The organism is Serratia bockelmannii, from assembly GCF_008011855.1.
Classification (GTDB): Bacteria; Pseudomonadota; Gammaproteobacteria; order Enterobacterales; family Enterobacteriaceae; genus Serratia; species Serratia bockelmannii.
The window spans coordinates 116849-140370 of sequence record NZ_VOUX01000002.1 but is presented as its reverse complement, the minus strand read 5'-3'; the positions used below and the strand labels follow the sequence as shown (position 1 = coordinate 140370).

18 protein-coding genes and 1 riboswitch are annotated in these 23522 nt (G+C 62.0%); of the genes, 5 read left to right on the top strand and 13 right to left on the bottom strand.

The window, feature by feature from the left end; translation table 11 throughout:
• Positions 1-4: 4 nt before the first annotated feature.
• Positions 5-2365, bottom strand: a complete 2361-nt coding sequence (gene lptD, locus FOT55_RS02735) for an LPS assembly protein LptD (RefSeq protein WP_025301545.1) — start codon at positions 2363-2365, stop codon at positions 5-7.
• A gap of 228 nt (positions 2366-2593) precedes the next feature.
• Here lptD and djlA point away from each other — a divergent pair, with 228 nt between their 5' ends.
• Positions 2594-3415 carry a co-chaperone DjlA gene (gene djlA, locus FOT55_RS02730; RefSeq protein WP_025301546.1) on the top strand — a complete coding sequence of 274 codons (822 nt, stop codon included), beginning with the start codon at positions 2594-2596 and terminating at the stop codon, positions 3413-3415.
• Positions 3416-3558: 143 nt separating this feature from the next.
• On the opposite strand, the gene rluA is transcribed toward djlA, so the two are convergent.
• The 3 genes from rluA to FOT55_RS02715 form a co-directional block, all read right to left on the bottom strand.
• Positions 3559-4209: a bifunctional tRNA pseudouridine(32) synthase/23S rRNA pseudouridine(746) synthase RluA gene (rluA, locus tag FOT55_RS02725; protein WP_043135978.1), complete on the bottom strand. Its 651-nt coding sequence runs from the start codon at positions 4207-4209 to the stop codon at positions 3559-3561.
• Between the two features lie 57 nt (positions 4210-4266).
• On the bottom strand, positions 4267-7173 hold the full coding sequence (gene rapA / locus FOT55_RS02720) for an RNA polymerase-associated protein RapA (RefSeq protein WP_147823058.1): 2907 nt from the start codon (positions 7171-7173) through the stop codon (positions 4267-4269).
• A gap of 247 nt (positions 7174-7420) precedes the next feature.
• Entirely contained in the window at positions 7421-9787 is a 2367-nt protein-coding gene (locus FOT55_RS02715) for a DNA polymerase II (protein ID WP_147823057.1), read from the bottom strand.
• 214 nt (positions 9788-10001) lie between these two features.
• Here FOT55_RS02715 and FOT55_RS02710 point away from each other — a divergent pair, with 214 nt between their 5' ends.
• Positions 10002-10772, top strand: a complete 771-nt coding sequence (locus FOT55_RS02710; protein WP_060448171.1) for a DedA family protein — start codon at positions 10002-10004, stop codon at positions 10770-10772.
• A 26-nt stretch (positions 10773-10798) separates the two neighbouring features.
• On the opposite strand, the gene ilvN is transcribed toward FOT55_RS02710, so the two are convergent.
• The 7 genes from ilvN to sgrR form a co-directional block, all read right to left on the bottom strand.
• Entirely contained in the window at positions 10799-11092 is a 294-nt protein-coding gene (gene ilvN / locus FOT55_RS02705; protein WP_016929110.1) for an acetolactate synthase small subunit, read from the bottom strand.
• Positions 11093-11095: 3 nt separating this feature from the next.
• Entirely contained in the window at positions 11096-12790 is a 1695-nt protein-coding gene (gene ilvB / locus FOT55_RS02700; RefSeq protein ID WP_060434219.1) for an acetolactate synthase large subunit, read from the bottom strand.
• 111 nt (positions 12791-12901) lie between these two features.
• Positions 12902-13015, bottom strand: a complete 114-nt coding sequence (gene ivbL, locus FOT55_RS02695; RefSeq protein ID WP_154747116.1) for an ilvB operon leader peptide IvbL — start codon at positions 13013-13015, stop codon at positions 12902-12904.
• 88 nt (positions 13016-13103) lie between these two features.
• Positions 13104-13808 (bottom strand): thiamine ABC transporter ATP-binding protein ThiQ, encoded by a 705-nt coding sequence (gene thiQ / locus FOT55_RS02690; protein ID WP_025301552.1) that lies wholly within the window; start codon positions 13806-13808, stop codon positions 13104-13106.
• On the bottom strand, positions 13795-15402 hold the full coding sequence (gene thiP / locus FOT55_RS02685; RefSeq protein ID WP_147823056.1) for a thiamine/thiamine pyrophosphate ABC transporter permease ThiP: 1608 nt from the start codon (positions 15400-15402) through the stop codon (positions 13795-13797). Before thiP ends, thiQ begins: the two co-directional genes overlap by 14 nt.
• Positions 15378-16364: a thiamine ABC transporter substrate binding subunit gene (gene thiB, locus FOT55_RS02680; RefSeq protein ID WP_025301554.1), complete on the bottom strand. Its 987-nt coding sequence runs from the start codon at positions 16362-16364 to the stop codon at positions 15378-15380. Before thiB ends, thiP begins: the two co-directional genes overlap by 25 nt.
• Positions 16365-16421: 57 nt before the next feature.
• A riboswitch (TPP riboswitch) is annotated at positions 16422-16541 on the bottom strand.
• A 37-nt stretch (positions 16542-16578) separates the two neighbouring features.
• Entirely contained in the window at positions 16579-18240 is a 1662-nt protein-coding gene (gene sgrR / locus FOT55_RS02675; protein WP_043135953.1) for an HTH-type transcriptional regulator SgrR, read from the bottom strand.
• 90 nt (positions 18241-18330) lie between these two features.
• Between sgrR and sgrT the strand changes: the two genes are divergently transcribed.
• From sgrT to FOT55_RS02660, 3 genes are all read left to right on the top strand, one after another.
• Positions 18331-18504, top strand: coding sequence for a glucose uptake inhibitor SgrT (gene sgrT / locus FOT55_RS02670; protein WP_071826098.1), 174 nt, complete (start codon positions 18331-18333; stop codon positions 18502-18504).
• A gap of 154 nt (positions 18505-18658) precedes the next feature.
• A complete protein-coding gene (locus FOT55_RS02665) occupies positions 18659-19855 on the top strand; it encodes a sugar efflux transporter (RefSeq protein ID WP_060434222.1) in 1197 nt (398 codons plus the stop codon).
• A 144-nt stretch (positions 19856-19999) separates the two neighbouring features.
• On the top strand, positions 20000-21472 hold the full coding sequence (locus FOT55_RS02660; protein ID WP_025301557.1) for a DASS family sodium-coupled anion symporter: 1473 nt from the start codon (positions 20000-20002) through the stop codon (positions 21470-21472).
• Between the two features lie 37 nt (positions 21473-21509).
• On the opposite strand, the gene leuD is transcribed toward FOT55_RS02660, so the two are convergent.
• On the bottom strand, positions 21510-22112 hold the full coding sequence (gene leuD, locus FOT55_RS02655) for a 3-isopropylmalate dehydratase small subunit (protein ID WP_043135950.1): 603 nt from the start codon (positions 22110-22112) through the stop codon (positions 21510-21512).
• A 9-nt stretch (positions 22113-22121) separates the two neighbouring features.
• Positions 22122-23522: a 3-isopropylmalate dehydratase large subunit gene (gene leuC / locus FOT55_RS02650; protein WP_025301558.1), complete on the bottom strand. Its 1401-nt coding sequence runs from the start codon at positions 23520-23522 to the stop codon at positions 22122-22124.

The following is a 23522-nucleotide window of genomic DNA, read 5'->3' as shown; positions in this document are numbered from 1 at the left end:
AGCGTCAGAATGCGCGCTGATACGGCAGGATGCCGGAGCGCAGCATTTCTGCGGAGCCGAGACTATGATCGCTGCTCAGGCCGCGCAGTTCGACGTTGAACGAAACTCTGTTGTCGTAAACGCTGGTATTGTTGCTGTTGTTCCAGTCGGTGATCTTGCGCTCATAGCCCAGCGTCACCGCCCAGCAGCAGGTGTTGTACTTCAGCCCCACCAACTGATCGGCGGATTGTTTGGCGCGGGTGTCGTAGTAGTACGCCCCGACCACCGCCCAACGATCGGCGATCGGCCAACTGCCGGTGATGCCCACCTGCGAGATGCCGTCCTGGAAGGCCGGAACCGTTTTGGTGTTCAACGCCGTCTGGATATATTCCGGCGTGGCGTAACGGTAGTTCAACTGCACCACGCGCTCGGCGTCCTGGCGGTATTCCACCACGCCGTTGCCCAGCGAGACGCTGTTCAGGCGGGTGTCGTACTGCAGGCCGCCGCGCAGGCCCCAACGATCGTCGATTTTCCAATAGGTATCGCCGGCCCAGGCTACGCTGCCGGTATCATCGTTGTTGTCGTAACCGGTCATCTGGTCACCGGTACGCGAACGGCTGAAGTAGTAGATTTGACCCACGGAAGCGTTAAAACGTTCAACCAGGGCGTCATCATAAATGCGGGTGGTCAAACCGGTAGAGACGCGGTTCTGCGAAGCGATGCGATCCAGGCCGCTGTAGGTGCGATCGCGGAACAGGCCGGAGTAGTCGGTCTGCAGCAGCGTGGTGTCGTAGGTGTAGATGTTGCTCTGGTCGCGGTACGGCACATACAGGTACTGCACGCGCGGCTCCAGCGTCTGGGTAGCGCCCTCGGCCCAGATCATCGGCCTCTCGAACACCAGCTTGCCGTCGACTTTGAACTGCGGCAGTACGCGGTTGACCGAATCATCGAGCTCCGGCGCGGCAGCGTTTTTGCGGCTCTGGTAGTTGGCAGCGAAACCGTCAGGAATATCCTGCTGGTAGTGGGTCGCCATCACCTTGGCTTCGGTGTTCAGGCTGGCCCAGCCGTTAGTGAGCGGCAGACTCAGCGTCGGCTCCATGTGCAGACGGGTGGCGTCAGGGCTATATGGGTTGACGCTGGTGAACTTGGCCGCCTGGCCGTAAATATGGAAGTCGAACGGGCCGATGTCGTTCTTGTAGTAGTTCAGGTCCAGCTGCGGCTGAACTTTATACGAGTCCGACTGTGAACGATCGGTGTCGTCGTAGATCTGGAACTGCTTGGAGCTCAGCGTGGCGTTCCAGTTTTCGTTGGCGTAGCCGAGGCTGAATTTCTGCGTGGCGTAGCCGTCGGTGGTGGAACCGTATTTGGAGTCCAGATCGGTGAAGTATTTGGAATCGCTGACCTTGGTGTAGTCGACGTTGAAGCGCCATACCTGATCCATGACGCCGTTATGGTTCCAGTAGAACAGCCAGCGTTTGTTGTCGTCATGATCTTTGCCGTATTCCTTGTCGTCCGGCAGCCAGTCGAACTCCATCAGGCCGAGGCCCGGCTGCACCAGATAACGAAACTCGGTCTGCCACTGCAGGCCGCGCTTGGACATATAGTGCGGCGTGATGGTGGCGTCGTAGTTCGGCGCGATGTTCCAATAGTACGGCAACATGAACTCGAAGCCATTGTTGCTGCCGTACTTGGCGTTCGGGATCAGGAAGCCGGAACGGCGCTTGTCGCCGACCGGCAATTGCAGGTACGGGCTGTAGAACACCGGCACGCCGCCGATGCGGAAGCGGGCGTTCCAGATTTCCGCCACCTGCTCTTCGCGATCGTGGATCACTTCGGAACCGACCACGCTCCAGCTGTCGTCGCCCGGCAGGCAGGAGGTAAAGGTGCCGTTTTCCAGGATGGTGTAACGGTTGGCGCCGCGCATTTTCATCTTGTCGGCGTCGCCGCGACCCTGACGGCCTACCATCTGGTAGTCGCCTTCATAGACGTCGGTATCTTTGGTATTCAGGTTCGACCAGGCCTTCGGGCCTTTCAGTTTGATCTGATTGTCGCTGTAGTGCACGTCGCCGGTAGCGGTGACGGTGCGCACCGGATCCGTCTGGCCGGGGTTTTCCGTCTGGTTCAGCTCAACTTCTTTGGCGGTCAGGGTGCTGTTACCCTGCTCGATATGCACGTTGCCGCTGAACAGGGCGCTTTTCGGGTAGTCGGCGCGCGAGTCATCGGCATTGATGGTCACCGGCTGGCTGTTCGGATCGCCGCTGACCAAAGGCTTGTCGTAAACGGGAACGCCAAGCATGCATTGCTCGGCCAGATCAGCCAGCGCATGCTGACTGTAGAGTGCCGTCCAAATCATCGTGGCCAGCAGTGTTGGGAAACTTTTTTTCATACGCGGTTTTGGTGTTCCGTCATCAGAGGCGTCGTGTCCGGCAAACGGTCAGAGACTATATTACTCATCTGCGTTGCGCTAGTGCTAAATCCAGCCGTTTACTTGCGTCGTCGTTAGGCGCAAAGATAAATGACAGGTATGATAATCCAAATTCTAGGAAAAATCGCCTGCGCCCTTTCCTGAAACGGAGGAGAGCGGGCGGCTTTCGGCATGATAATTGAGGAGTATATGCAGTATTGGGGAAAACTGCTCGGCGTCATCGTCGCCATCTGGTCTGGCGCGGGATTCTGGGGTGTAGTTCTGGGGCTGATTATCGGTCATATGATCGATACGGCGCGCAGCAACAAGCGCAGTCGGGGCTTTTTCACCGACCAGCAAACGCGGCAAACGCTGTTTTTCCGCACCACTTTTCAGGTGATGGGCCACCTGACCAAATCCAAAGGACGCGTCACCGAGGCGGATATTCAGATCGCCAGCCTGTTTATGGATCGCCTTCAGCTGCACGGCGAAGCGCGCACCGCGGCGCAGCAGGCGTTCCGCGAGGGCAAACAGAGCCAGTTCCCGCTGCGTGAGACGCTGCAGCAGTTCCGCAGTATCTGTTTCGGCCGCTTCGATCTGATTCGGATGTTTCTGGAAATTCAGATACAGGCGGCGTTCGCCGACGGCTCGCTGCACCCGAACGAACGTCAGGTGCTGTATGTCATCGCCGAAGAGCTGGGCATTTCGCGCGCGCAGTTCGATCAGTTCCTCAGCATGATGGAGGGCGGGCGTCAGTTCGGCGGCGGTCAGCAGGGCGGGTATTCGCAGGGCGGCTATCAGCAGGCTCAGCGCGGCCCGACGCTCGACGATGCGTGCAAGGTGCTTGGCGTGCGCAGCAGCGACGATGCCGCCACCATCAAACGCGCCTACCGCAAGCTGATGAGCGAACACCATCCGGATAAGCTGGTGGCGAAAGGCTTGCCGCCGGAGATGATGGAAATGGCCAAGCAGAAAGCGCAGGAGATCCAGGCGGCGTACGACCTGATCAAACGCGAGAAAGGTTTTAAATAACGATACCCGTCATACTTCGAGCTGCAGGTGTGTTGGCTGCCCGCGCTTACACCGGTCACGTACTTTTTGTACGCTCCCGGGGCTGCGCTTAGTTGCAGCCTTCCTGCAACTCGAATTATTTAGGGTATCTCAGGGTGATGAGCTCAGAAATCCGGCTCGGCGCGAAAGTGCATCGGCGTCTGGAAGGCGGGGTGGGTGATGCGCAACTCCTGCGCGTGCAGCTGCAGCCGCGGCGCCATCGCTTTGGCTTCCGGCGGGGCGTAGAAACCGTCGCCGAGGATCGGGTGTCCCAGCGCCAGCATGTGCACCCGCAGCTGGTGCGAGCGGCCGGTGATCGGCGTCAGCTTCACGCGGGTGCTGCCGTCGGCGTCGCGCGACAGCACCCGATATTCCGTCTGCGCCGCTTTGCCGGTGTCAAAACACACTTTTTGCAGCGGCCGGTTCGGCCAGTCGCAGATCAGCGGCAAATCCACTAACCCTTCATCATGCGCCATATGTCCCCAAACGCGGGCGATATAGGATTTCTTCGGTTCGCGTTCGCGAAATTGACGCTTTAGCTCACGCTCGGCGGCCTTGTTGAGCGCCACCACGATCACCCCGCTCGTGGCCATATCCAGCCGGTGCACCGATTCGGCGGCCGGATGATCGGCCTGAATGCGAGTCATCAGGCTGTCTTTGTTTTCCGGGGCGCGGCCGGGTACCGACAGCAAGCCGCTGGGCTTGTTGACCACCATGATGTGTTCATCCTGATACAGGATGTGCAGCGGGTCCTGCGGGGGATTGTAGGGTTCCATCTTGGCTCCGCGAAAAGGGCCGAACGGGGAGACGGTGGTCTCCCCGCATCGCGCCGGTTACTGGTGGGTGACCACCACCAGACGAATGGCGTCCAGGCGCCAGCCGGCTTCATTGAGGTTAGCCAACACCTGACGGCGGTTGAACTCCAGCGTTTCGACTTCGTCGTCGCGGATGTTCGGGTTGACCGCCTTCAGCGCTTCCAGACGCGCCAGCTCGGCGCTCAGCTTGTCGTCCGCCTCTTGCTTCGCCTGTTCGATAAGCGTGCGTGCCTGCGCTTCCACCAGGCTTTCCGCCTGCTGTAGCATGGCGTGCACATCTTGCTGCACGGCGTTGACCAGCTTGCTGGAGGTGTGGCGGTTGACCGCGTTCAACTGGCGGTTGAAGCTTTCGAACTCGACCTGCGCCGCCAGGTTGGTGCCCTTGCGGTCCATCAGCATGCGGATCGGCGTCGGCGGCAGGAAGCGGGTCAGCTGCAGGTGCTTCGGCGCCTGGGCTTCCACCACGTACACCAGTTCAACCAGCAGAGTGCCAACCGGTAACGCTTTGTTTTTCAACAGGGACACCGCGCAGCTGCCGGTATCACCGGAGAGGATCAGATCCAGGCCGTTGCGGATGATCGGGTGTTCCCAGCTGACGAACTGCGCATCTTCGCGCGACAGCGCCTGATCGCGGTCGAAGGTGACGGTGCAGCCGTCCTGCGGCAGGCCAGGGAAGTCCGGCACCAGCATATGATCGGACGGTGTCAGCACGATCAGGCTGTCGCTGCGGTCTTCCTGATTGATGCCGACGATGTCGAACAGGTTGAGCGCGAAGCCCACCAGGTTGACGTCGTTATCCTGCTCGGCGATGGCGGCGGCCAGCGCCTGGGCCTTGTCGCCGCCGTTGGAGTGCATCTCCAGCAGCCGGTCGCGGCCCTGTTCCAGCTGCGTTTTCAACTGATCGTGCTGCTGGCGGCAGGCGTGGATGAATTCGTCGAAGCCTTCCTGCTCGGTCGGCGCGGCCAGATAGCCGATCAACTGCTCGTAGCAGCTGTCGTAGATGGTGCGGCCGGTCGGGCAGGTGTGTTCGAAGGCATCCAGGCCCTCGTGGAACCAACGGCCCAGCACTGCCTGCGCGGTGTGCTCCAGGTAAGGCACCATGATTTGGATATCGTGCATCTGACCGATACGATCCAGACGGCCGATACGCTGCTCCAGCAGATCCGGGTTGAACGGCAGATCGAACATCACCAGTTGGCTGGCGAACTGGAAGTTGCGGCCTTCGGAGCCGATCTCGGAACACAGCAGCACCTGCGCGCCTTCCTCTTCGGAGGCGAAGTAGGCGGCGGCGCGGTCGCGCTCGATGATCGACAGCCCTTCGTGGAACACCGCGGCGCGGATCGCTTCACGTTCGCGCAGCACCTGCTCCAGCTGCAGCGCGGTGTCGGCTTTGGCGCAGATCACCAGCACTTTTTCGTTACGGTTGGCCAGCAGGTAATCCAGCAACCATTCGACGCGCGGGTCGAAGTTCCACCAGGTGGCGTTTTCGCCTTCGAATTCCTGGTAGATCTGCTCCGGATACAGCATGTCGCGCGCGCGCGCTTCGACGGACTTCTTGGCACCCATGATGCCGGAGACTTTGATCGCGGTCTGATACTGGGTCGGCAATGGCAGCTTGATCTGGTGCAGGTTGCGGTGCGGGAAGCCCTTCACGCCGTTACGGGTGTTGCGGAACAGCACGCGGCTGGTGCCGTGGCGATCCATCAGCATGGAAACAAGCTCCTGGCGCGCCTGCTCGGCGTTGTCGCCTTCGCTGTTGGCCGCTTTGAGCAGCGGTTCGATGTCCTGCTCGTCGATCAGCTCGCCCAGCAGGTTCAGCTTGTCGTCGGCCAGGCGTTCACCGCTCAGCAGCAGGGTGACGGCGTCGGCCACCGGGCGATATTTTTGCTGTTCGGCGACGAACTCGCCGTAGTCGTGGAAACGGTTCGGATCGAGCAGGCGCAGGCGCGCAAAGTGGCTCTGTTGGCCAAGCTGCTCCGGGGTGGCGGTCAGCAGCAGCACGCCGGGGATATGCTCGGCCAGCTGTTCGATCACCTGATATTCGCGGCTCGGCGCTTCTTCACTCCAGGCCAGGTGGTGCGCTTCATCGACCACCAACAGATCCCACTGGGCGTCCGCCAGCTCTTCCAGGCGCTGCTTGTTGCGGCGCACGAAGTCCAGCGAGCAGATCACCAGCTGTTCGGTTTCGAACGGGTTGCTGCTGTCGAGCTTGGCTTCGGCGTAGCGGCTGTCGTCGAACAGCGAGAAGTAGAGGTTGAAGCGGCGCATCATCTCCACCAGCCACTGGTGCTGCAGCGTTTCCGGCACCACGATCAGCACGCGCTCGGCGCGGCCCGCCAGCAGTTGCTGGTGGATGATCATGCCGGCTTCGATGGTTTTGCCGAGGCCGACTTCGTCCGCCAGCAGAACGCGCGGCGCATGGCGCTGGCCGACTTCATGAGCGATGTGCAGCTGGTGCGGGATCAGGCTGGCGCGCATGCCGCGCAGGCCGGCGAACGGCAGGCGATACTGCTCGCTCTGGTATTTGCGGGCGCGAAAACGCAGCGCGAAACGATCCATGCGGTCGATTTGGCCGGCGAACAGGCGATCCTGCGGCTTGCTGAAGGTCAGTTTGCTGTCCAGCAGCACTTCGCGCATCGCCACGCCGCTTTCCTGGGTGTCCAGGCGGGTGCCGATATAGGTCAACAGACCGTTTTCCTCTTTCACCTCTTCCACCTGCAGCTGCCATCCCTCGTGGCTGCTGACGGTATCGCCCGGGTTGAACATCACGCGGGTGATCGGCGAATCATTTCTGGCATAGAGGCGGTTTTCACCGGTGGCGGGGAAAAGCAGGGTAACCATGCGCGCGTCCAGCGCCACGACGGTGCCCAGTCCTAATTCGCTTTCCGTGTCGCTGATCCAGCGTTGACCAAGAGTAAAAGGCATATATTGTCGGCTCGATTCTTTGTAAGTAAGTCTTGTTACCGGGCGGGAAGGGCCGCGGCACCTGTACTGAACATCGGTTAATCCCGGTTTGTTTTAAATTTGACGGGCAATAGCCGTTCACGCCATGCAGACGTCGCGAGACGGCAGGGCTAAGCGTGGTTCAGTTTTGGGAAGGGCGCTATGGTAATGGAAGGCGGCGCGTTCGTCACCTGCAAAACCGGATGATTTTTCTTAACCTGGCGCAATCTCAAAACAGCCCCATCTGCCCGGTGACCAGCGTAGTGAAATCGTCGTGCAAGAAAGGGAGTATAGCGTCTGCCACCGGTTGCAGCTGGCGTTCGAGGTAATGCTGATAGTCGATGGGCGAATGACGGGTTTCCAGCGGTTCCGGCCCGGCGACGGTCATCACGTAGCTGATCCAGCCGCCGTTTTGATACTGCAGCGGCCGCCCCTGGCTGCGGTTGTAGTCGTCGGCGATGCGCGCGGCGCGGGCGTGCGGCGGCACGTTGCGCTGATAGTCCTCGAGCTTTCTGCGCAGCCGTTTGCGGTACACCAATTGATCGTCGAAGTCGCCGTTCAGGGTTTTGCCGACGTAGTCGCGCACATAGTCCTGGTAGGGCTGTTGTTTGAAGATGCGCTGATAGAGCTGCTGCTGGAACTGCTGCGCCAGCGGCGTCCAGTCGGTGCGCACCGTTTCCAGGCCTTTGTACACCATTTCTTCCTGGCCGTCGGCACGCGCGATCAGGCCGGCGTAGCGTTTCTTGCTGCCCTGCTCGGCGCCGCGAATGGTCGGCATCAGGAAGCGGGAATAGTGGGTTTCGAACTCCAGCTCCAGCGCGTTCTTCAGCCCGAACTGCTGCTGCAGATGCTGCTGCCACCAGGCGTTGACCCGTTGCACCAGCGCCCGGCCGATCTGCGCCGCCTGTTGCTCGTCATGCGGCTGTTTCAGCCAGACGAAGGTGGAGTCGGTGTCGCCGTAGATCACCTGATAGCCTTCGGCTTCGATCAGCTCGCGGGTTTGGCGCATGATCTCGTGGCCGCGCAGGGTGATCGACGACGCCAGCCGCGGATCGAAGAAGCGGCAGCCGCTCGATCCCAGCACGCCGTACAGCGCGTTCATGATGATCTTCAACGCCTGCGACAGGGGCTTGTTATGTTGGCGCTTGGCGGCCTCGCGCCCCTGCCAGATCTGTTCGACGATCGCCGGCAGGCAGTGTTTGTTGCGCGAGAAGCGGGCGTTGCGAAAGCCGGGCACCGAATCGGCGTCGCTGGGGTGGCGCATGCCTTCCACCAATCCGACCGGATCGATCAGGAAGGTGCGGATGATCGACGGGTACAGGCTTTTATAGTCCAGTACCAGCACCGAATCGTACAGGCCGGGCTGGGAGTCCATCACAAAGCCGCCGGGGCTGTGCTCCTCCGGCTGTTCGCCGAGGTTGGGGGCAACAAAGCCCAGGCGATGCATGCGCGGCATATAGAGGTGGCTGAAGGCCGCCACCGATCCGCCGCTGCGATCGGCCGCCAACCCGGTGACGGTGGCGCGCTCCAGCAGGAAGTTGAGCAGATCGGCCTTGGCGAAGATGCGCGTCACCAGCTCGCAGTCCTTCAGGTTGTAGCGGGCCAGCGCCGGCTTGTCTTCGGCGAAGCGTCGGTCGATCTCCGCCATGCGCTGATAAGGGTTGTCGATAGCCTTGCCTTCGCCCAGCAGTTCCTGCGAAACGTATTCCAGGCTGAAGGAGGGAAAATTCCAGGTGGCGGATTTCAGCGCCTCGATGCCGTCGATGATCAGGCGGCCGGCGGCGGCGGCGAAAAAGTGATTCTGCTTGAAGCCATGCTCGCGCCATTCCAGCAGGTTGCCGCCGCGCCCTAGCCGCAGCGGGATTTGGTAGCGCTCGGCGTGCTTTTGCAGCACCCGCAGATCGAACTGCACCAGGTTCCAGCCGATGATGGCGTCGGGATCGTGACGCTCCAGCCACGCGTTTAGCCGTTCCAGCAGTTGAGGGCGGCTGGCGCAGTATTCCAGATCGAAATCCAGCGGCTCATCGCCGCCGTTGGCCGGCCCCAGCATGTAGACCTGCCGCTGGCCACAGCCTTCCAGCGCGATGGAGTAAAGCTCGCCGTGGGCGGTGGTTTCGATATCCAGCGACACCAGCCTGAGCGTCGGGCGGTAGTCCGGTGCCGGCTTCATCTGGCCGCTGAGCAACGGCCCATCGCCGTTGCCCTGGCCGTTGAACCACACCGGCGCGGTAATGAAGCGTTCCATCAGGTAGCGCTCGGGCGGGCGAATGTCGGCCTCGTAGACCGCAACGCCGCCTTCCCGCAGCAGCTTTTCCAGCTTGATGAGCTGACGGTGCTGGCGGCAGTACAGCCCCAGCATCGGGCGGTGATGAAAATCCGTCAGTGCCAGCGGTTTCAGTTCCACCTGCCGCTCTTCACGCAGCAGCAGTTCCGCGCGCTGCCTTTGTTCGGCGGGGATAAACGCCACCGAGGTCTGCGGCGGCAAGCGCAGTTGGCGCGGGCCTGCGTCGGTCGCCAGCCAAAATTCGACCTCGGTGCCGGCGGGCGTGTCGCGCCAGTGGCGAGTGAGCAGGAACCCCTGTTGCAGTGCTGTCATAACCCCTTCGTTTTCCACCGGGCGGCGTGCGCGACGTTCAGCGTGATGTCGGTTTTGGCGCTAATATAGATATATTATAGTATGGGTTTTTATACAGTGATTGTCCATCGCCGCGCGCGTTGCCAAATACGCATACAATTCATCGATTGACTCGCCAGCGGCGGCGCTGGAAAATCCTCCGCCCCGTTTGGCCCGAATAATCCGCAGAGGTGTAATGGAAGCCTATTTACAAGATTTGATCACCCAGTCACTGGCTTTCACCCTGATGGTCGTTCTGCTGGTCGCTTTTCTCGAGTCGCTAGCGCTGGTGGGGCTGCTGCTGCCCGGCACGGTGATGATGGCCAGCATCGGTGCGCTGATCGGCAGCGGCAAGGTGGATTTTTACTACGCCTGGGCTGCGGGCATCGTCGGCTGCCTGCTCGGCGACTGGATCTCCTATTTCGTCGGCCGCGCTTTTAAGGGGCCCTTGCACCGCTGGTCGTTCCTGAAAAAGAACAAAGCATTGCTCGACAAAACCGAACATGCCTTGCACCAGCACAGCATGGCGACCATTCTGATCGGCCGCTTCGTTGGCCCGACGCGCCCGCTGGTGCCGATGGTGGCCGGCATGCTCGATTTGCCGCCGTACAAGTTCGCGTTGCCGAACATCATTGGTTGCCTGACCTGGCCGCCGGTCTATTTCTTCCCCGGCATCCTGGCGGGCGTGGCGATCGACATTCCCGCCGGCGCCAACAGCGCGATGTTCAAGTGGTTGCTGCTCGCTGCGGCGCTTACCCTCTGGCTGGCGGTGTGGCTGAGCTGGCGCTGGTGGCGTGAGGGCAAGCGCAACGCCGATCGGCTGAGCCGTTGGCTGACGCCGCTGCGGCTGCGCGTGGTGTGCGGATTGAGTTGGCTGGCGGCGTTGGCGGTCGGCTATCTGCTGAGCCAACAGCCGCTGATGCCGGTGTACCGGCACCTGCTGTGGAAAGTGCTGGCCGGGCAATGATTGCGGGGGCGTAAGCCCCCTTCGTATCACTGGAAGAAGGCTTCCAGCTGTTCAAATACCCGCACGTCTTCGCTGTGGCGCTTCACCTGCAGCACGTCTTCCAGCTTTTCTACCTGGCTTATCATTTGCTCCAGCCGCTGATCGTCGGCGACCAATAGCCAAATGCGGCTCTGCTGGCCGTCCTTCAGCGGCAGACACAGAATGCCTTCGACGTTGAACGCGCGGCGGGCGAACAACCCACAAACGTGCGACATGACGCCGGGATGGTTGCGCACGGCCAGCTCCAGGATCACCTGGGGTTTATCTTGTGGTTGCAGCATGGCTTATTCTCCAATCATGTCGATGTTGGCGGCGCCCGGCGGCACCATCGGGAATACTTTTTCGTTGATATCGATCAGCGCGTGGATCAGGCAAGGGCCTGGGCGCTGGATCGCCTCGGCCAGCGCCGCCTGCGGATCTTCCGCAGCATTCAGATCGCAGGTATCCAGCCCGAATCCGGCGGCGATTTTCAGAAAGTCGGTACGCTTCGGATAGGCGGCGGCGAAGATGCGCTGTTGGTAGAACAGGGTTTGCTGCTGGTGCACCAGCCCCAATGCCTGGTTGTTCATCAAAATGATTTTCACGTCCAAATCGTGCTCGACCGCGGTGGCCATTTCCTGAATGTTCATCATCAGGCTGCCGTCGCCGGAGAAGCACAGTACTTTGCGCTCGGGCTCTGCCAACGCCGCGCCGATCGCCGCCGGCAGACCGAAGCCCATGGTGCCCAGGCCGCCCGACGTCAGCCACTGGCGCGGCCGGCTCAGCGGATAGGCCTGCGCAACCCACATCTGATGCTGGCCCACGTCGGTGGTGATGATGGCGCTGTCGTCCACGCAGCGCGCGGCGGCCAGCACCAGGCCGTAATGGCTCAGCGGATCGTCGGCGTTCGGCATGTTGAACGGGAATTCGCGTTTCAGGTCGTTGACGGTGTTCAGCCATGCGCTGCGTGGCTGCGTGTCGATCTGCGGCAGCAGCTGTTCCAGCACCTGGCCGACGTCGGCATGGATTGCCACGTTGGCCTGTTTGACCTTACCCAGCTCGGCGCGGTCGATATCCACGTGAATGATGGCGGCGTTAGGGCAGAACTGCTCGGTTTTGCCGATTGCCCGATCGTCGAAGCGTGCGCCCAGCACGATCAGCAGATCGGCCTCCTGCAGAATGAAGTTGGTGCTGCGCGCCGCGTGCATGCCCAGCATGCCCAGCGACAGCGGGTGTTCCACCGGCATCGCGCCCAGCGCCATCAGCGTCATGGTGGTAGGCAGACCGGCGCGCTCGGCCAGTTCCACCGCCTGGCGGTGAGCGTCGGCGCAGATGATGCCGCCGCCCAGGTAGAGGATCGGGCGTTTCGCCTGATTGATCATCGTGGCGGCCTGAGAAACCTGCGCCGGATCGAAGCTCGGAGCGGCGTCCGGCACGGCGATCGGCGGCAGTTCTTCCAGGGTAATGGTGGCGGTTTGCACGTCTTTCGGCACATCGATCCAGACCGGGCCGGGGCGGCCGGACTCGGCGATGCGGAAGGCGTCGCCAATCACCTGCGGCAGTTCGCGGATATCGCGCACCAGATGGTTGTGCTTGGTGATCGGGATGGAAATGCCGTACGTATCGACTTCCTGGAAGGCGTCAGTGCCGATCATCGAGGAGGGCACCTGACCGGTGATGCACACCAGCGGAATGGAGTCGAGCTTGGCGTCGGCGATAGCGGTGACCAGGTTGGTGGCGCCCGGCCCGCTGGAGGCGATGCACACCGCCGCCTTGCCGTTGGCGCGCGCCATGCCTTGCGCCATAAAGCCCGCGCCCTGTTCGTGGCGCGCCAGCACGTGGTGAATGCGGGTGCTTTGGCTCAGCGCGTCATACAGCGGCAGCGCCGCACCGCCGGGGATGCCGGCGACGGTGGTGATGCCCTGACGCTCCAGCAAATGAACGATCAATTGTGCGCCGGTGAAGCGGGTACTCGGTTGAGGCGTGCCCGAAGTTGCCATGTTCCTGTCCTTTCTCAAGGCCGGTGAGCTTTGCTGGGCAGGGTGCTAAAACAAGAAACCCCGCCCGGTTTGCGCCGGCGGGGTTTGGGAATCGATGCGTTGATTCGGACCCTACGGCGCATTGCCGACGACCACCACCACACGCACGACGACCACCGCGGCTGGTAGCGCGGTAACTAGTAGGGTCGAAGTCAGCGAGGATGCGATCACAGGGAACCTTATCATCAGTAAAAAAAGTCAGGTTTTTATAAAAACACAGGCGCAAAATTCGCACAACAGGTTTATTGGCGCAGCATAAAAAACGCGCGTCAGATCACGCTTTACCCGAAATGCCCAGCACGCGCGCTTCCGGTGCGCTGCCGTCCAGCAGGGCCTGCGTCGGGCCGTCGTAGTAGATGCGGCCGTCGACCACCAGCAGCGTGCGCGGTGCGATGCGTGCGGCGTCGTCGAGATTGTGCGACACCATCAGCAGCGTCAGATTACGCTGTTCGCACACCGTCTGCAGCAGCTGCAACATCTCGTTGCGCAGCGCCGGATCGAGCGCCGAGAAGGGCTCGTCGAGCAGCAGGATCGGCCGTTGGCGAATCAAACAGCGCGCCAGCGCGGCGCGCTGACGCTGGCCGCCGGAAAGCTGCGACGGCAGGCGCTCCAGGTGCTCCTCCAGGCCGACCTGACGGGCGATATGCGCCCGCTGTTGGCGCTGTTGTTCAGTCAGGCGCAGGCCGGGATCCAATCCCAGCCCGATGTTCTGCGCCACCGTCAGGTGCGCGAACAGGTTGTTCTCCTGAAACAGCATCGACACCGGCCGTTTGGCCGGCGGCGTGGCGGTATGATCTTCGCCGTTCAGCAGCAGCCGGCCGCTGGCCGCCGGCAGAAAACCGGCGATCAGGCTCAGCAGGGTGCTTTTACCGGCGCCGCTGGGGCCGAGCACCGCGACGCGCTCGCCCGGCTGGATGCGCAGATCAAAGCGCATCGGCAGGTGTTCATACAGGTAGGTCAGTTTTTCAAGCGTCAGCATGGCGCCCCGGTAAGCGTTCGATCAGGGTAAACAGCAGGAAGCACAGCAGCAGCAGCAGCAGCGCGGTCACCGCCCCGTCGTTGCTGCGGTAGGCGCCAATCTGCTGATACAGGTAAAAAGGCAGGGTACGGAAATGCTCATTGCCAAACAAGGCGACCACGCCGAAATCGCCGATCGACAGCACGCAGGCGAAGGCCAGCGCCTGCGCCAGCGGGCGGCGCAGCGCGCGCAGTTCGATCAGCCGCAGCCGCTGCCAACCGCGGATATCCAGCGACAGGCACAGCGGGTTGTAACGTTCGGCGAGGTCGCGCATCGGGTTCTCCAACACCTTCAGCGCATAGGGCACCGCCATCAGCGCATTGGTGAGGATCACCAGCGCATAGGGCGACTGCGGCAGCCCGATCGTATCGCTCAGCAGCAGGAAGAAGCCAGTGGCCAGCACGATGCCCGGCATCGCCAGGATCACCATGCCGCTCAGCTCCAGCGCCTGGCCGCCGCGCAGTTGCTGTCGCAGCTTCAGCTCGCGGCTGCTCCACAGCAGCATCATCGTGAGCGCCACGCACAATAGCCCGGCGCCGAGGGCGATGCGCAGCGACGTGAACAGCGCCTGCCACAGCACCGGCTGGCGCAGCACGCTGACGACGGCCTGATTGGCGCCGTCGGCAATCACCGCCAGCAGGGGCGGCAGCAGCAGCAGCAGCGCGGCGGCGATCAGCAGAAAATCGCTGATGCGCCGCCACCGGCTGTCTTCCGGGTTGCGCCAGCGCTGGGCGTGGGTATGGCCCACCGGCAGCACCTGGCTCAGGCGCTGGCTGATCAACACCAGCCCCAGACAACAGCTTAACTGGATCAGCGCCAGCATGGCGGCGCGGCCCAGATCGTAGTCGTAACTCAGCGCCTGGTAGATCGCCAGTTCGATGGTGGTGGCCTGCGGTCCGCCGCCCAGCGACAGCACGGTGGCGAAGCTGGCGAAACACAGCATGAAGATCAACGCGCCGCTCGGCAGGATCTGGCGGCGCAGCGCCGGCCATTCGACGAAGCGGAACTGCTGCCAGCCGCTCATACCCAGTTGGGCGGCCAGTTGGCGCTGCTCCACCGGAATGTTCTCCAGCGCCTGCAGCAACAGGCGGGCGGCCAGTGGCAGGTTAAAGAACAGGTGCGCCAGCAGAATGCCCTGCAGCCCGTAGGGCGAGAAGCCATATTCGACGCCCAGCCAGCCGCACAGCGTCGCCAGCCAGCCCTGGCGCCCATAGACGCTGAGCAGGCCGAACACCGCCACCAGCACCGGCAGCACCAGCGTCATGGCGCACAGCCGCAGCAACAGCTGCCGGCCGGGGAAACGGCGGCGATAGAGCGCGCGCGCCAGCAGAACGGCGGGCAGCACCGAAATCAGCGCTGACAGCAGCGCCTGCCAGAAGGTGAAGCGCACCACGTGCCACAGGTAGCTGTCCTGCCACAGGCCGCGCCAGTCGCTGTCCGGCGCATGGTGCCACAGCGAGCCCATCGCCAGTGCGGCGACCAGCAGGATCACGCCGGCGGCCAGCAGCCCCGGCCAGAGCCAGCGGGGGATCAGCGGCTGACGGCGGTTTGCCATGCCCGGATCCAACCGCCGCGTTGTGTGGCCACCTCTTCGGCGCTGTATTGCAGCGCGGTCTGCGGCACGTTCATCTGCTCAAAACCGACGGGCAGCGGGGTGTTGATCACCGGGTACATCCAGTTGCCGGTCGGGATGGTGTTCTGGAACGCCGGCGTCACCATGAACTGCATGAAGCGCTCCGCCAGTTCAGGCTGTTTGGCGGCCTTCAGCTTGCCCGCCACTTCCACCTGCAGGTAGTGGCCTTCGCTGAACGTGGCGGCGGCGTAGAGGTCTTTTTTCTCAGCGATCAGGTGGTAGGCGGGAGAGGTGGTGTAGCTGAGCACCAGATCGCCTTCGCCTTTCAGGAACAGGCCATAGGCCTCGCTCCAACCTTTGGTGACGGTGACGGTCTTCTTCGCCAACTGCTGCCAGGCGGCCGGCGCCTTGTCGCCATACACTTTTTGCATCCACAGCAGCAGGCCGAGGCCCGGCGTGCTGGTGCGCGGATCTTCGTAAATCACCTTCCAGTCGCGATCGCTGCTGATCAGCTCCTGCAGGCTTTTCGGTGGATTCTTCAGTTTTTCTTTGTTGTAGACGAAGGCGAAGTACCCGTAGTCGTAAGGCACGAAGGTCGTATCCTGCCAGCCGCCCGGCACCGTCAGTTTGGCGGTGTCGACGCCGCTCGGCGCGAACAGGCCGGTTTGCTGCGCCGCCTGCAACAGGTTGTTGTCCAGCCCCAGCACCACGTCGGCGGCGCTGTTCTTGCCTTCCATGCGCAGGCGGTTGAGCAGTGAGACGCCGTCTTCCAGCGCCACGAACTTCAGCTCACAGTCGCACTCGGCTTCGAAGGCTTTTTTTACCGCCGGGCCAGGGCCCCAGTCGGCGGCAAAGGAATCGTAGGTGTAAACCGTCAGCGTCGGCTTGGCGAACACCGGCGCGGCGCATAGCAGCAATAAGCAGGGCAGATATTTTTTGACCACGTTGCACTCCTGAAAAATAAGGGGGCAAGGGTATCTGAGGGGGCGAGGCGGCGTCGCCGGTTCGCTGGGCTCAAATCCCTCCGCCGGTATTGACCGGATCAGGTTCGACGGGTGTGCTCTCAGCGGAAAATCGGGCTTATGCACACGGCCCGACTCACCGCACCCCGTTGAGACGGCGCTATTGTAAAGATTAACCGACCCGGGCGAAAGGCGCTTATGCCTCCGGCGGGGCAAACCAGGCTGACTTGAAGTCGAACCAGCCGAGGGTGTTCATTCGCACGCCGCGCATGCTGCGCTGGCCGTGCAGCTGCAGCCAGTGGTGGAACAGCGGATGTAGCTGGTGGTTGCTGACTAGCCGCTGGCAAAACTCCGCCAGCGGCAAGCGGTTGGCGCGCCATAACTCCGCGTCCTGCGCCAGATCCTCGTTCATGCAGTGCTGCATCAGCGGCAGTTCGTACAGCGTGGCGAACAGCGAAAACTCCAGCGGCAGATAGAAGTTGGCGCTGCCGAGCCACAGATCGCTGCGCGCGTCGCCCTGGTGCCAGGTGGCGTAATCCACGCTTTGTACGATCAGGCGGATGCCGTGCTGCGCCAGCAGCGGTTCGATCGCCTGGCGAATGGCGTGAAACTCCGAATGCTCATTGAAGTGGGTCATCGTCAGTTCAGTCAGCCCCGCCGGTTTGGGTTGCTGCGCCAGCGTGCGGTTGTGGTGCCAGCGCGGCAGCAGGCCGTATGCCGGCGACCAATAGCGCTGGTAGAGCGGCCCGGCGTGGCTCAGCAATGAAATGGGGTTGATCAATTCGCACAGCCAGCTGCGAATGGCGGGGTCGGCGGCCAGCGGGGAACGCTGATCGAACAGCAAGAAATAACAGCCCTCTTCCAGTCGGCTTTCCAGTTCGTTTTTGCCGGTTTCATCGCCCTGCAGCTGCACGCCGGAGTGCACCAGCTCTTCGGAGAACTCCGGCAGCACCCAGATGTTCACCTCGTCGATCAGCGCCCGGTAGCCGAAATAGTCGTCGAAGGCGTGGATCTTCATCTGGCTGGGAAGATTGCGCACCACGCGGTAGGGGCCGGTGCCGACCGGATGGCGGGCGAAGTCCGGCAGTTCGCGCCATTCGCGCGGCAGGATCATGGCCTGCACGCTGCCCAGCAGCCAGGGTAGCCAGTGGTCGGGGCTGCGCAGATGCACGTCGATAACGAACGGCGTCGGCGAGGTGACGCTTTCGATATGTGAGAACAGCGGTTGCGAGGTGAGACGCGAGAGGGAAGTGATGACGTCTGCCATCTCCAGCTCACGGCCGTGATGAAAATGGATCGCCGGGCGCAGGTAAAACCGCCAGTGCAAGGGCGTCAGCGCCTGCCAATGGTGGGACAGATCGGACTCCAGTTCCCCGTTTTCCTCATTTATGCGCGTCAGGCCGTTGAAGATCTGGCGCGCCAAATGGGTTTCCGAACGCCGCAGCGCCGAGCCGGGCAGCAGGTTGTACAACTGCCGGTAGTAGAGCACCCGCAGGATGTGTTTACCCTGGCGGAAGCTACGCCCCAGCTGCGACAGCAGCATTTGGCGCACCACGTTTTTGTCGCCCACCAGCTGCACCAACTGATCGATGCGATCCTGTTCCAACAGCTCCTCGGCCCGCTGTTGCTGCAGCGCCAGGCCGGTGTAGTGGAAGGTTAACCGTGAACGCTTGCCGCGCCCCGACTCCGCCTGCCAGGTGAGCCAGCCTTCCCGCTGCATGGCGCTCAGCAGGGAGCGCACGTGGCGCCGCGAGCAGCTGAGCACCTCCGCCAGATCCTGCAGGGTGGTGTCGGTGGTTTCACCGTGGCAGCGCTGCCACAGGCGGATGAACTGTTGCTGCAATCTGGACGTGGACATAAAAGAGGAACGCTCCCGCCTCAACTCGTCAATTTTTCTTTCCCTATATTACGCCGATAATTTTCATCAATGAAAGGGGAGGGCGTAATCATGAAAGCTTTCTTATCCAAACAGTTCTATCAGCGCTATTTCAGCGCGGTGCGCCGTCAACGCGCCGACTGGCTGAGCGTGGTGCCCGAACAGGCGCGGCTGGCGATGCTGGCACACCTGACGCAATGGGACATCAAAGAGATGACCGATAAGCAATATCGCGAGCACCTGTAGGGGCTGCGGCAACAAGTTTCTGAGTAATGGTGCTGTTTCACCAGCCAGTGGGGCAACCCACTGGTTTTTTTATGCATGGACATGGCGATGCGCTTGCATTTTTCTTGCCGTGGCCTAAGGTTCTTTCTTCTGCTTTGAGGTCAGGGAAGACGATATGCAACGCCTGAGCCGGTTGTCACTGCGCATTAACCCCATCTTTGCCGCATTCCTACTGATCGCTTTTCTCTCCGGCATCGCCGGCGCATTGCTGACGCCGACGCTCAGCCTGTTTCTGACCACCGAAGTTAAGGTGCGGCCGCTGTGGGTCGGGCTGTTTTATACCGCCAACGCGGTGGCCGGCATCGTCGTCAGCTTCCTGCTGGCCAAACGTTCCGACACCCGCGGCGATCGCCGCAGGCTGATCCTGCTGTGCTGCCTGATGGCGGTCGGTAACTGCCTGTTGTTCGCCTTTAACCGCGACTACCTGACGCTGATCACCGCCGGGGTGCTGATGTCCGCCGTTGCCAACACCGCCATGCCGCAGATCTTCGCGCTGGCGCGGGAATATGCCGATAGCGAGGCGCGTGAAGTGGTGATGTTCAGCTCGGTGATGCGCGCCCAGCTTTCGCTGGCGTGGGTGATCGGCCCGCCGCTGTCGTTTGCGTTGGCGCTGAACTACGGATTCACCGTGATGTTCCTGATCGCCGCCGCCACCTTCGCGGTTTGCGTGCTGCTGGTGGGGTTTATGCTGCCTTCGGTGCCGCGCGCGGCGGAAAATGAGGGGCTGCAGGGTGGGGTGTCTGCGCCGATCGCGCCCGCCAGTGCCTGGCGCAATCGCGACGTACGGCTGCTGTTCATCGCCTCAATGCTGATGTGGACCTGCAACACCTTGTATATCATCGATATGCCGCTGTATATCACCGCCGATCTCGGCCTGCCGGAAGGGTTGGCCGGGGTGTTGATGGGCACCGCCGCCGGGCTGGAGATCCCGGCGATGCTGCTGGCCGGTTACTACGTCAAACGTTTCGGCAAGCGCAACATGATGCTGCTGGCGGTGGTGGCAGGCGTGCTGTTTTACCTCGGGCTGACGGTACTGGAGAGCAAGCCGGCCCTGATCGCGCTGCAGCTGCTCAACGCGGTGTTTATCGGTATCGTCGCCGGTATCGGCATGCTCTATTTTCAGGATTTGATGCCGGGCCGACCGGGCGCCGCTACCACGCTGTTCACCAACAGTATCTCGACCGGGGTGATCCTGGCCGGGGTGCTGCAGGGCGCACTGGTGGAGAACCTCGGTCATGGCTCGGTGTATTGGATGGCGGCGCTGTTGGCGCTGGCGGCGCTCGGGATGAGCGCCAAAGTGCGTGAAGTGTGAGGTTAAACGACGGCATTCTTGATGCAAGTCATTGAGAAGGCTGAAGCGGACGCCCAAGCTGGAGGCATATGGAGCGCGATCGTTGCGCCCACGCCCGTCTCGCTATTGAGATGCCGCCTTGTTGTTTAGAACAGTGGGAACGTTATGGATAAACTCACACCGCTCAAACCGCTTCCTTCCTTGTGCGCCCTGGCCGCCACGCTGATTATCTGGTTCCTCATTCCCGTACCGGAGGGCGTTGCGCCCAACGCCTGGCAGCTGCTGGCGCTGTTTATCGGCACCATCATCGCCATTATCGGCAAAGCGATGCCGATTGGCGCGGTCTCAGTGATCGCCATCGCCCTGGTGGCGGTGACCGGCGTCACCAATCCCGGCAAGCCGGGCGCCGCGCTGGACGATGCACTCAGCGGTTTTTCCAACCAACTGATCTGGCTGATCGGCTTTTCGATCATGATCTCCCTCAGCCTGAACAAAACCGGGCTGGGCGCGCGCATCGGCTACTATTTTATTTCGCTGTTCGGCAAAAAAACGCTGGGCATCGCCTATGCGCTGACGCTGGCGGAAACCACGCTGGCGCCGGTGACGCCGAGCAACACCGCGCGCGGCGGCGGCATCATTCACCCGATCATGAAATCGATCGCCGACAGTTTCGGTTCAAAACCGGAGCTCAATACCTCCGGCAAGATCGGCCGCTACCTGTCGCTGGTGAACTACAACATCAACCCGGTCACCTCGGCGATGTTTATCACCGCCACTGCGCCTAACCCGTTGATCGTCAGCCTGATCGCCAAAGGCACCCATGGCAGCTTCGAGCTGTCCTGGTCGATGTGGGCGATTGCCGCCCTGGTCCCGGGGCTGTGTTCGCTGCTCGTGATGCCGCTGGTCATCTACCTGTTGTATCCGCCGGAGGTGAAAAGCACCCCGGACGCGCCGCGCTTCGCGCGCGAAAAACTGCAGGCGTTGGGGCCGGTGACGCTGCCGGAAAAAATTACCCTCGGGGTGTTCGCGCTGTTGCTGATACTGTGGGCCGGCATTCCGGCGATGATCTTCGGCCCGGCGCTGGCGGTCAATCCCACCACCGCGGCGCTGATCGGCCTGGCGGTGCTGCTGGCCACCGGCGTGCTGAGCTGGGAGGATGTGCTGAAGCATAAAGGGGCCTGGGACACCGTGGTGTGGTTCTCGGCGCTGGTGATGATGGCCAGTTTCCTCGGCAAGCTGGGGCTGATCGGCTGGCTGTCGCAGACCGTGGGCAACGGCATTGACCATATGGGCATGAGCTGGGTGGGCGGTACGATCTTGCTGACTCTCATCTACTTGTATTCGCACTATTTCTTCGCCAGCACCACCGCACACGTGACGGCGATGTTCGCCGCCTTCTTCGCAGCCGGCATCGCGCTTGGCGCGCCACCGGCGCTGCTGGGCCTGATCCTGGCGTTTTCTTCTTCGCTGATGATGTCGCTGACGCATTACGGCACCGGCACCGCGCCGATCATCTTTGGCTCCGGCTATGTGACGCTGGGAGAATGGTGGAAAGCGGGATGGGTGATGAGTGTGGTTAACCTGCTGATCTGGATGCTGATCGGCGGGGCGTGGTGGAAGCTGCTGGGCTACTGGTGAGGAAAAAATTCACCCGCCGGGCGGCGGGTGAAGGGGATTAATTCAGAAACGCCGGCTGCTGCGCTTCGTAGCGGGAGATGTCCACTTCGTGCTGCAGCGTCAGGCCGATGCTGTCCAGCCCGTTGATCATGCAGTGGCGGCGGAAGCTGTCGATTTCGAACGGATAGCTTTTGCCGCCGGCGTTGACCGTCTGGTTCTCCAGATCCACCACGAACTCCGTCCCTTCGTTGGCGTCTACCAGTTTGAACAGCTCATCCACCTGCTGCTCGCTCAGCGTTACCGGCAACAGCTGGTTGTTAAATGAGTTGCCGTAGAAGATATCGGCGAAGCTCGGCGCGATCACCACTTTGAACCCGTAGTCGGTCAGCGCCCAAGGGGCGTGTTCGCGCGAGGAGCCGCAGCCGAAGTTCTCCCGCGCCAACAGGATGCTGGCGCCTTTATAGCGCGGTTTGTTCAGCACGAACGCCGGGTTCGGTTGCTGGCCGGCATCGTCGAGGAAGCGCCAGTCGTTGAACAGATGCTGGCCGAAACCGGTGCGGGTGACCTTCTGTAAGAACTGCTTGGGAATAATGGCGTCGGTGTCGACGTTGGCCGCATCCAAAGGCACCACTAAGCCGGTATGTTGAGTAAATTTAGCCACGTTAGCCCCTTAGTGAATATCACGGATGTCGGCGAAGTGACCGGCGACGGCGGCCGCGGCGGCCATCGCCGGGCTGACCAGGTGGGTGCGCCCACCGCGGCCCTGACGCCCTTCAAAATTACGGTTGCTGGTGGATGCGCAGCGCTCGCCCGGATTCAGACGGTCGTTATTCATCGCCAGACACATTGAGCAACCCGGCAAACGCCATTCGAAACCGGCTTCGATAAAGATTTTGTCCAACCCTTCGGCTTCCGCCTGGGCCTTCACCGGGCCGGATCCCGGCACCACGATGGCCTGCACGCCGCTGGCGACCTTGCGCCCTTTGGCGATCGCCGCCGCCGCGCGCAGATCTTCGATGCGGGAGTTGGTGCAGGAGCCGATGAACACTTTGTCGATCGGCACGTCGGTCAATTTGATGCCCGGCTTCAAATCCATGTAGGCCAGCGCTTTCTCGGCGGAGGCGCGCTCGACCGGATCGTTGAACGATTCCGGCGCCGGGATCGCCTGATTGACGGCGATCACCTGGCCGGGATTGGTGCCCCAGGTGACCTGCGGCGCGATTTCTTCGGCGCGCAGCGTCACCACGGTATCGAACTGGGCGTCGGCGTCGGACTTCAACGTGCGCCAGTAAGCGACCGCCTGCTCCCAGTTTTCGCCGGTTGGCGCGAACTGGCGCCCCTTCAGGTAGGCGAAGGTGGTGTCGTCCGGCGCCACTAAGCCGGCTTTGGCGCCCATTTCGATCGCCATGTTGCACAGGGTCATGCGGCCTTCCATGCTCAACGCTTCGATCGCCTTGCCGCAGAACTCCACCACGTGGCCGGTGCCGCCGGCGCTGCCGGTTTTGCCGATCACCGCCAGCACGATGTCTTTGGCGGTGATGCCCTCGGCGGCGTCGCCGGTAACCTCAATCTTCATGGTTTTGGCCCGGCCCTGCTTCAGGGTTTGGGTCGCCAGCACGTGTTCCACTTCGGAGGTGCCGATGCCGAACGCCAGCGAGCCGAAAGCGCCGTGGGTGGCGGTGTGCGAGTCGCCGCAGACGATGGTCATGCCCGGCAGCGTCATGCCTTGCTCAGGCCCGATCACGTGCACGATGCCCTGGAAGGGGTGATTCAGGTCATACAACGAAACACCGAATTCCGCGCAGTTCTTGATCAACTCCTGCATCTGGATACGTGCCATCTCGCCGCTGGCGTTGATGTCTTTGGTCTGGGTCGACACGTTGTGATCCATGGTGGCGAAGGTTTTGCCGGGCTGGCGTACCTTGCGGCCCATGGCGCGCAGGCCGTCGAACGCCTGCGGCGAGGTGACTTCGTGCACCAGGTGACGGTCGATATACAGCAACGGCGTTTCGTTCGGCGCTTCGTATACCACGTGGGCGTCGTACAGCTTCTGATATAAGGTCTTGGCCAT

Excerpts from the sequence above, each read along its gene's own strand:
- djlA (WP_025301546.1), top strand. The coding sequence starts at position 2,594 with ATGCAGTATTGGGGAAAACTGCTCGGCGTCATCGTCGCCATCTGGTCT.
- FOT55_RS02665 (WP_060434222.1), top strand. The coding sequence starts at position 18,659 with ATGCAACGCCTGAGCCGGTTGTCACTGCGCATTAACCCCATCTTTGCC.
- FOT55_RS02715 (WP_147823057.1), bottom strand. The coding sequence starts at position 9,787 with ATGACAGCACTGCAACAGGGGTTCCTGCTCACTCGCCACTGGCGCGAC.
- thiQ (WP_025301552.1), bottom strand. The coding sequence starts at position 13,808 with ATGCTGACGCTTGAAAAACTGACCTACCTGTATGAACACCTGCCGATG.
- ilvN (WP_016929110.1), bottom strand. The coding sequence starts at position 11,092 with ATGCTGCAACCACAAGATAAACCCCAGGTGATCCTGGAGCTGGCCGTG.
- ivbL (WP_154747116.1), bottom strand. The coding sequence starts at position 13,015 with ATGATAAGGTTCCCTGTGATCGCATCCTCGCTGACTTCGACCCTACTA.
- lptD (WP_025301545.1), bottom strand. The coding sequence starts at position 2,365 with ATGAAAAAAAGTTTCCCAACACTGCTGGCCACGATGATTTGGACGGCA.
- ilvB (WP_060434219.1), bottom strand. The coding sequence starts at position 12,790 with ATGGCAACTTCGGGCACGCCTCAACCGAGTACCCGCTTCACCGGCGCA.
- rapA (WP_147823058.1), bottom strand. The coding sequence starts at position 7,173 with ATGCCTTTTACTCTTGGTCAACGCTGGATCAGCGACACGGAAAGCGAA.
- leuC (WP_025301558.1), bottom strand. The coding sequence starts at position 23,522 with ATGGCCAAGACCTTATATCAGAAGCTGTACGACGCCCACGTGGTATAC.
- FOT55_RS02710 (WP_060448171.1), top strand. The coding sequence starts at position 10,002 with ATGGAAGCCTATTTACAAGATTTGATCACCCAGTCACTGGCTTTCACC.
- sgrR (WP_043135953.1), bottom strand. The coding sequence starts at position 18,240 with ATGTCCACGTCCAGATTGCAGCAACAGTTCATCCGCCTGTGGCAGCGC.
- thiP (WP_147823056.1), bottom strand. The coding sequence starts at position 15,402 with ATGGCAAACCGCCGTCAGCCGCTGATCCCCCGCTGGCTCTGGCCGGGG.
- sgrT (WP_071826098.1), top strand. The coding sequence starts at position 18,331 with ATGAAAGCTTTCTTATCCAAACAGTTCTATCAGCGCTATTTCAGCGCG.
- rluA (WP_043135978.1), bottom strand. The coding sequence starts at position 4,209 with ATGGAACCCTACAATCCCCCGCAGGACCCGCTGCACATCCTGTATCAG.
- FOT55_RS02660 (WP_025301557.1), top strand. The coding sequence starts at position 20,000 with ATGGATAAACTCACACCGCTCAAACCGCTTCCTTCCTTGTGCGCCCTG.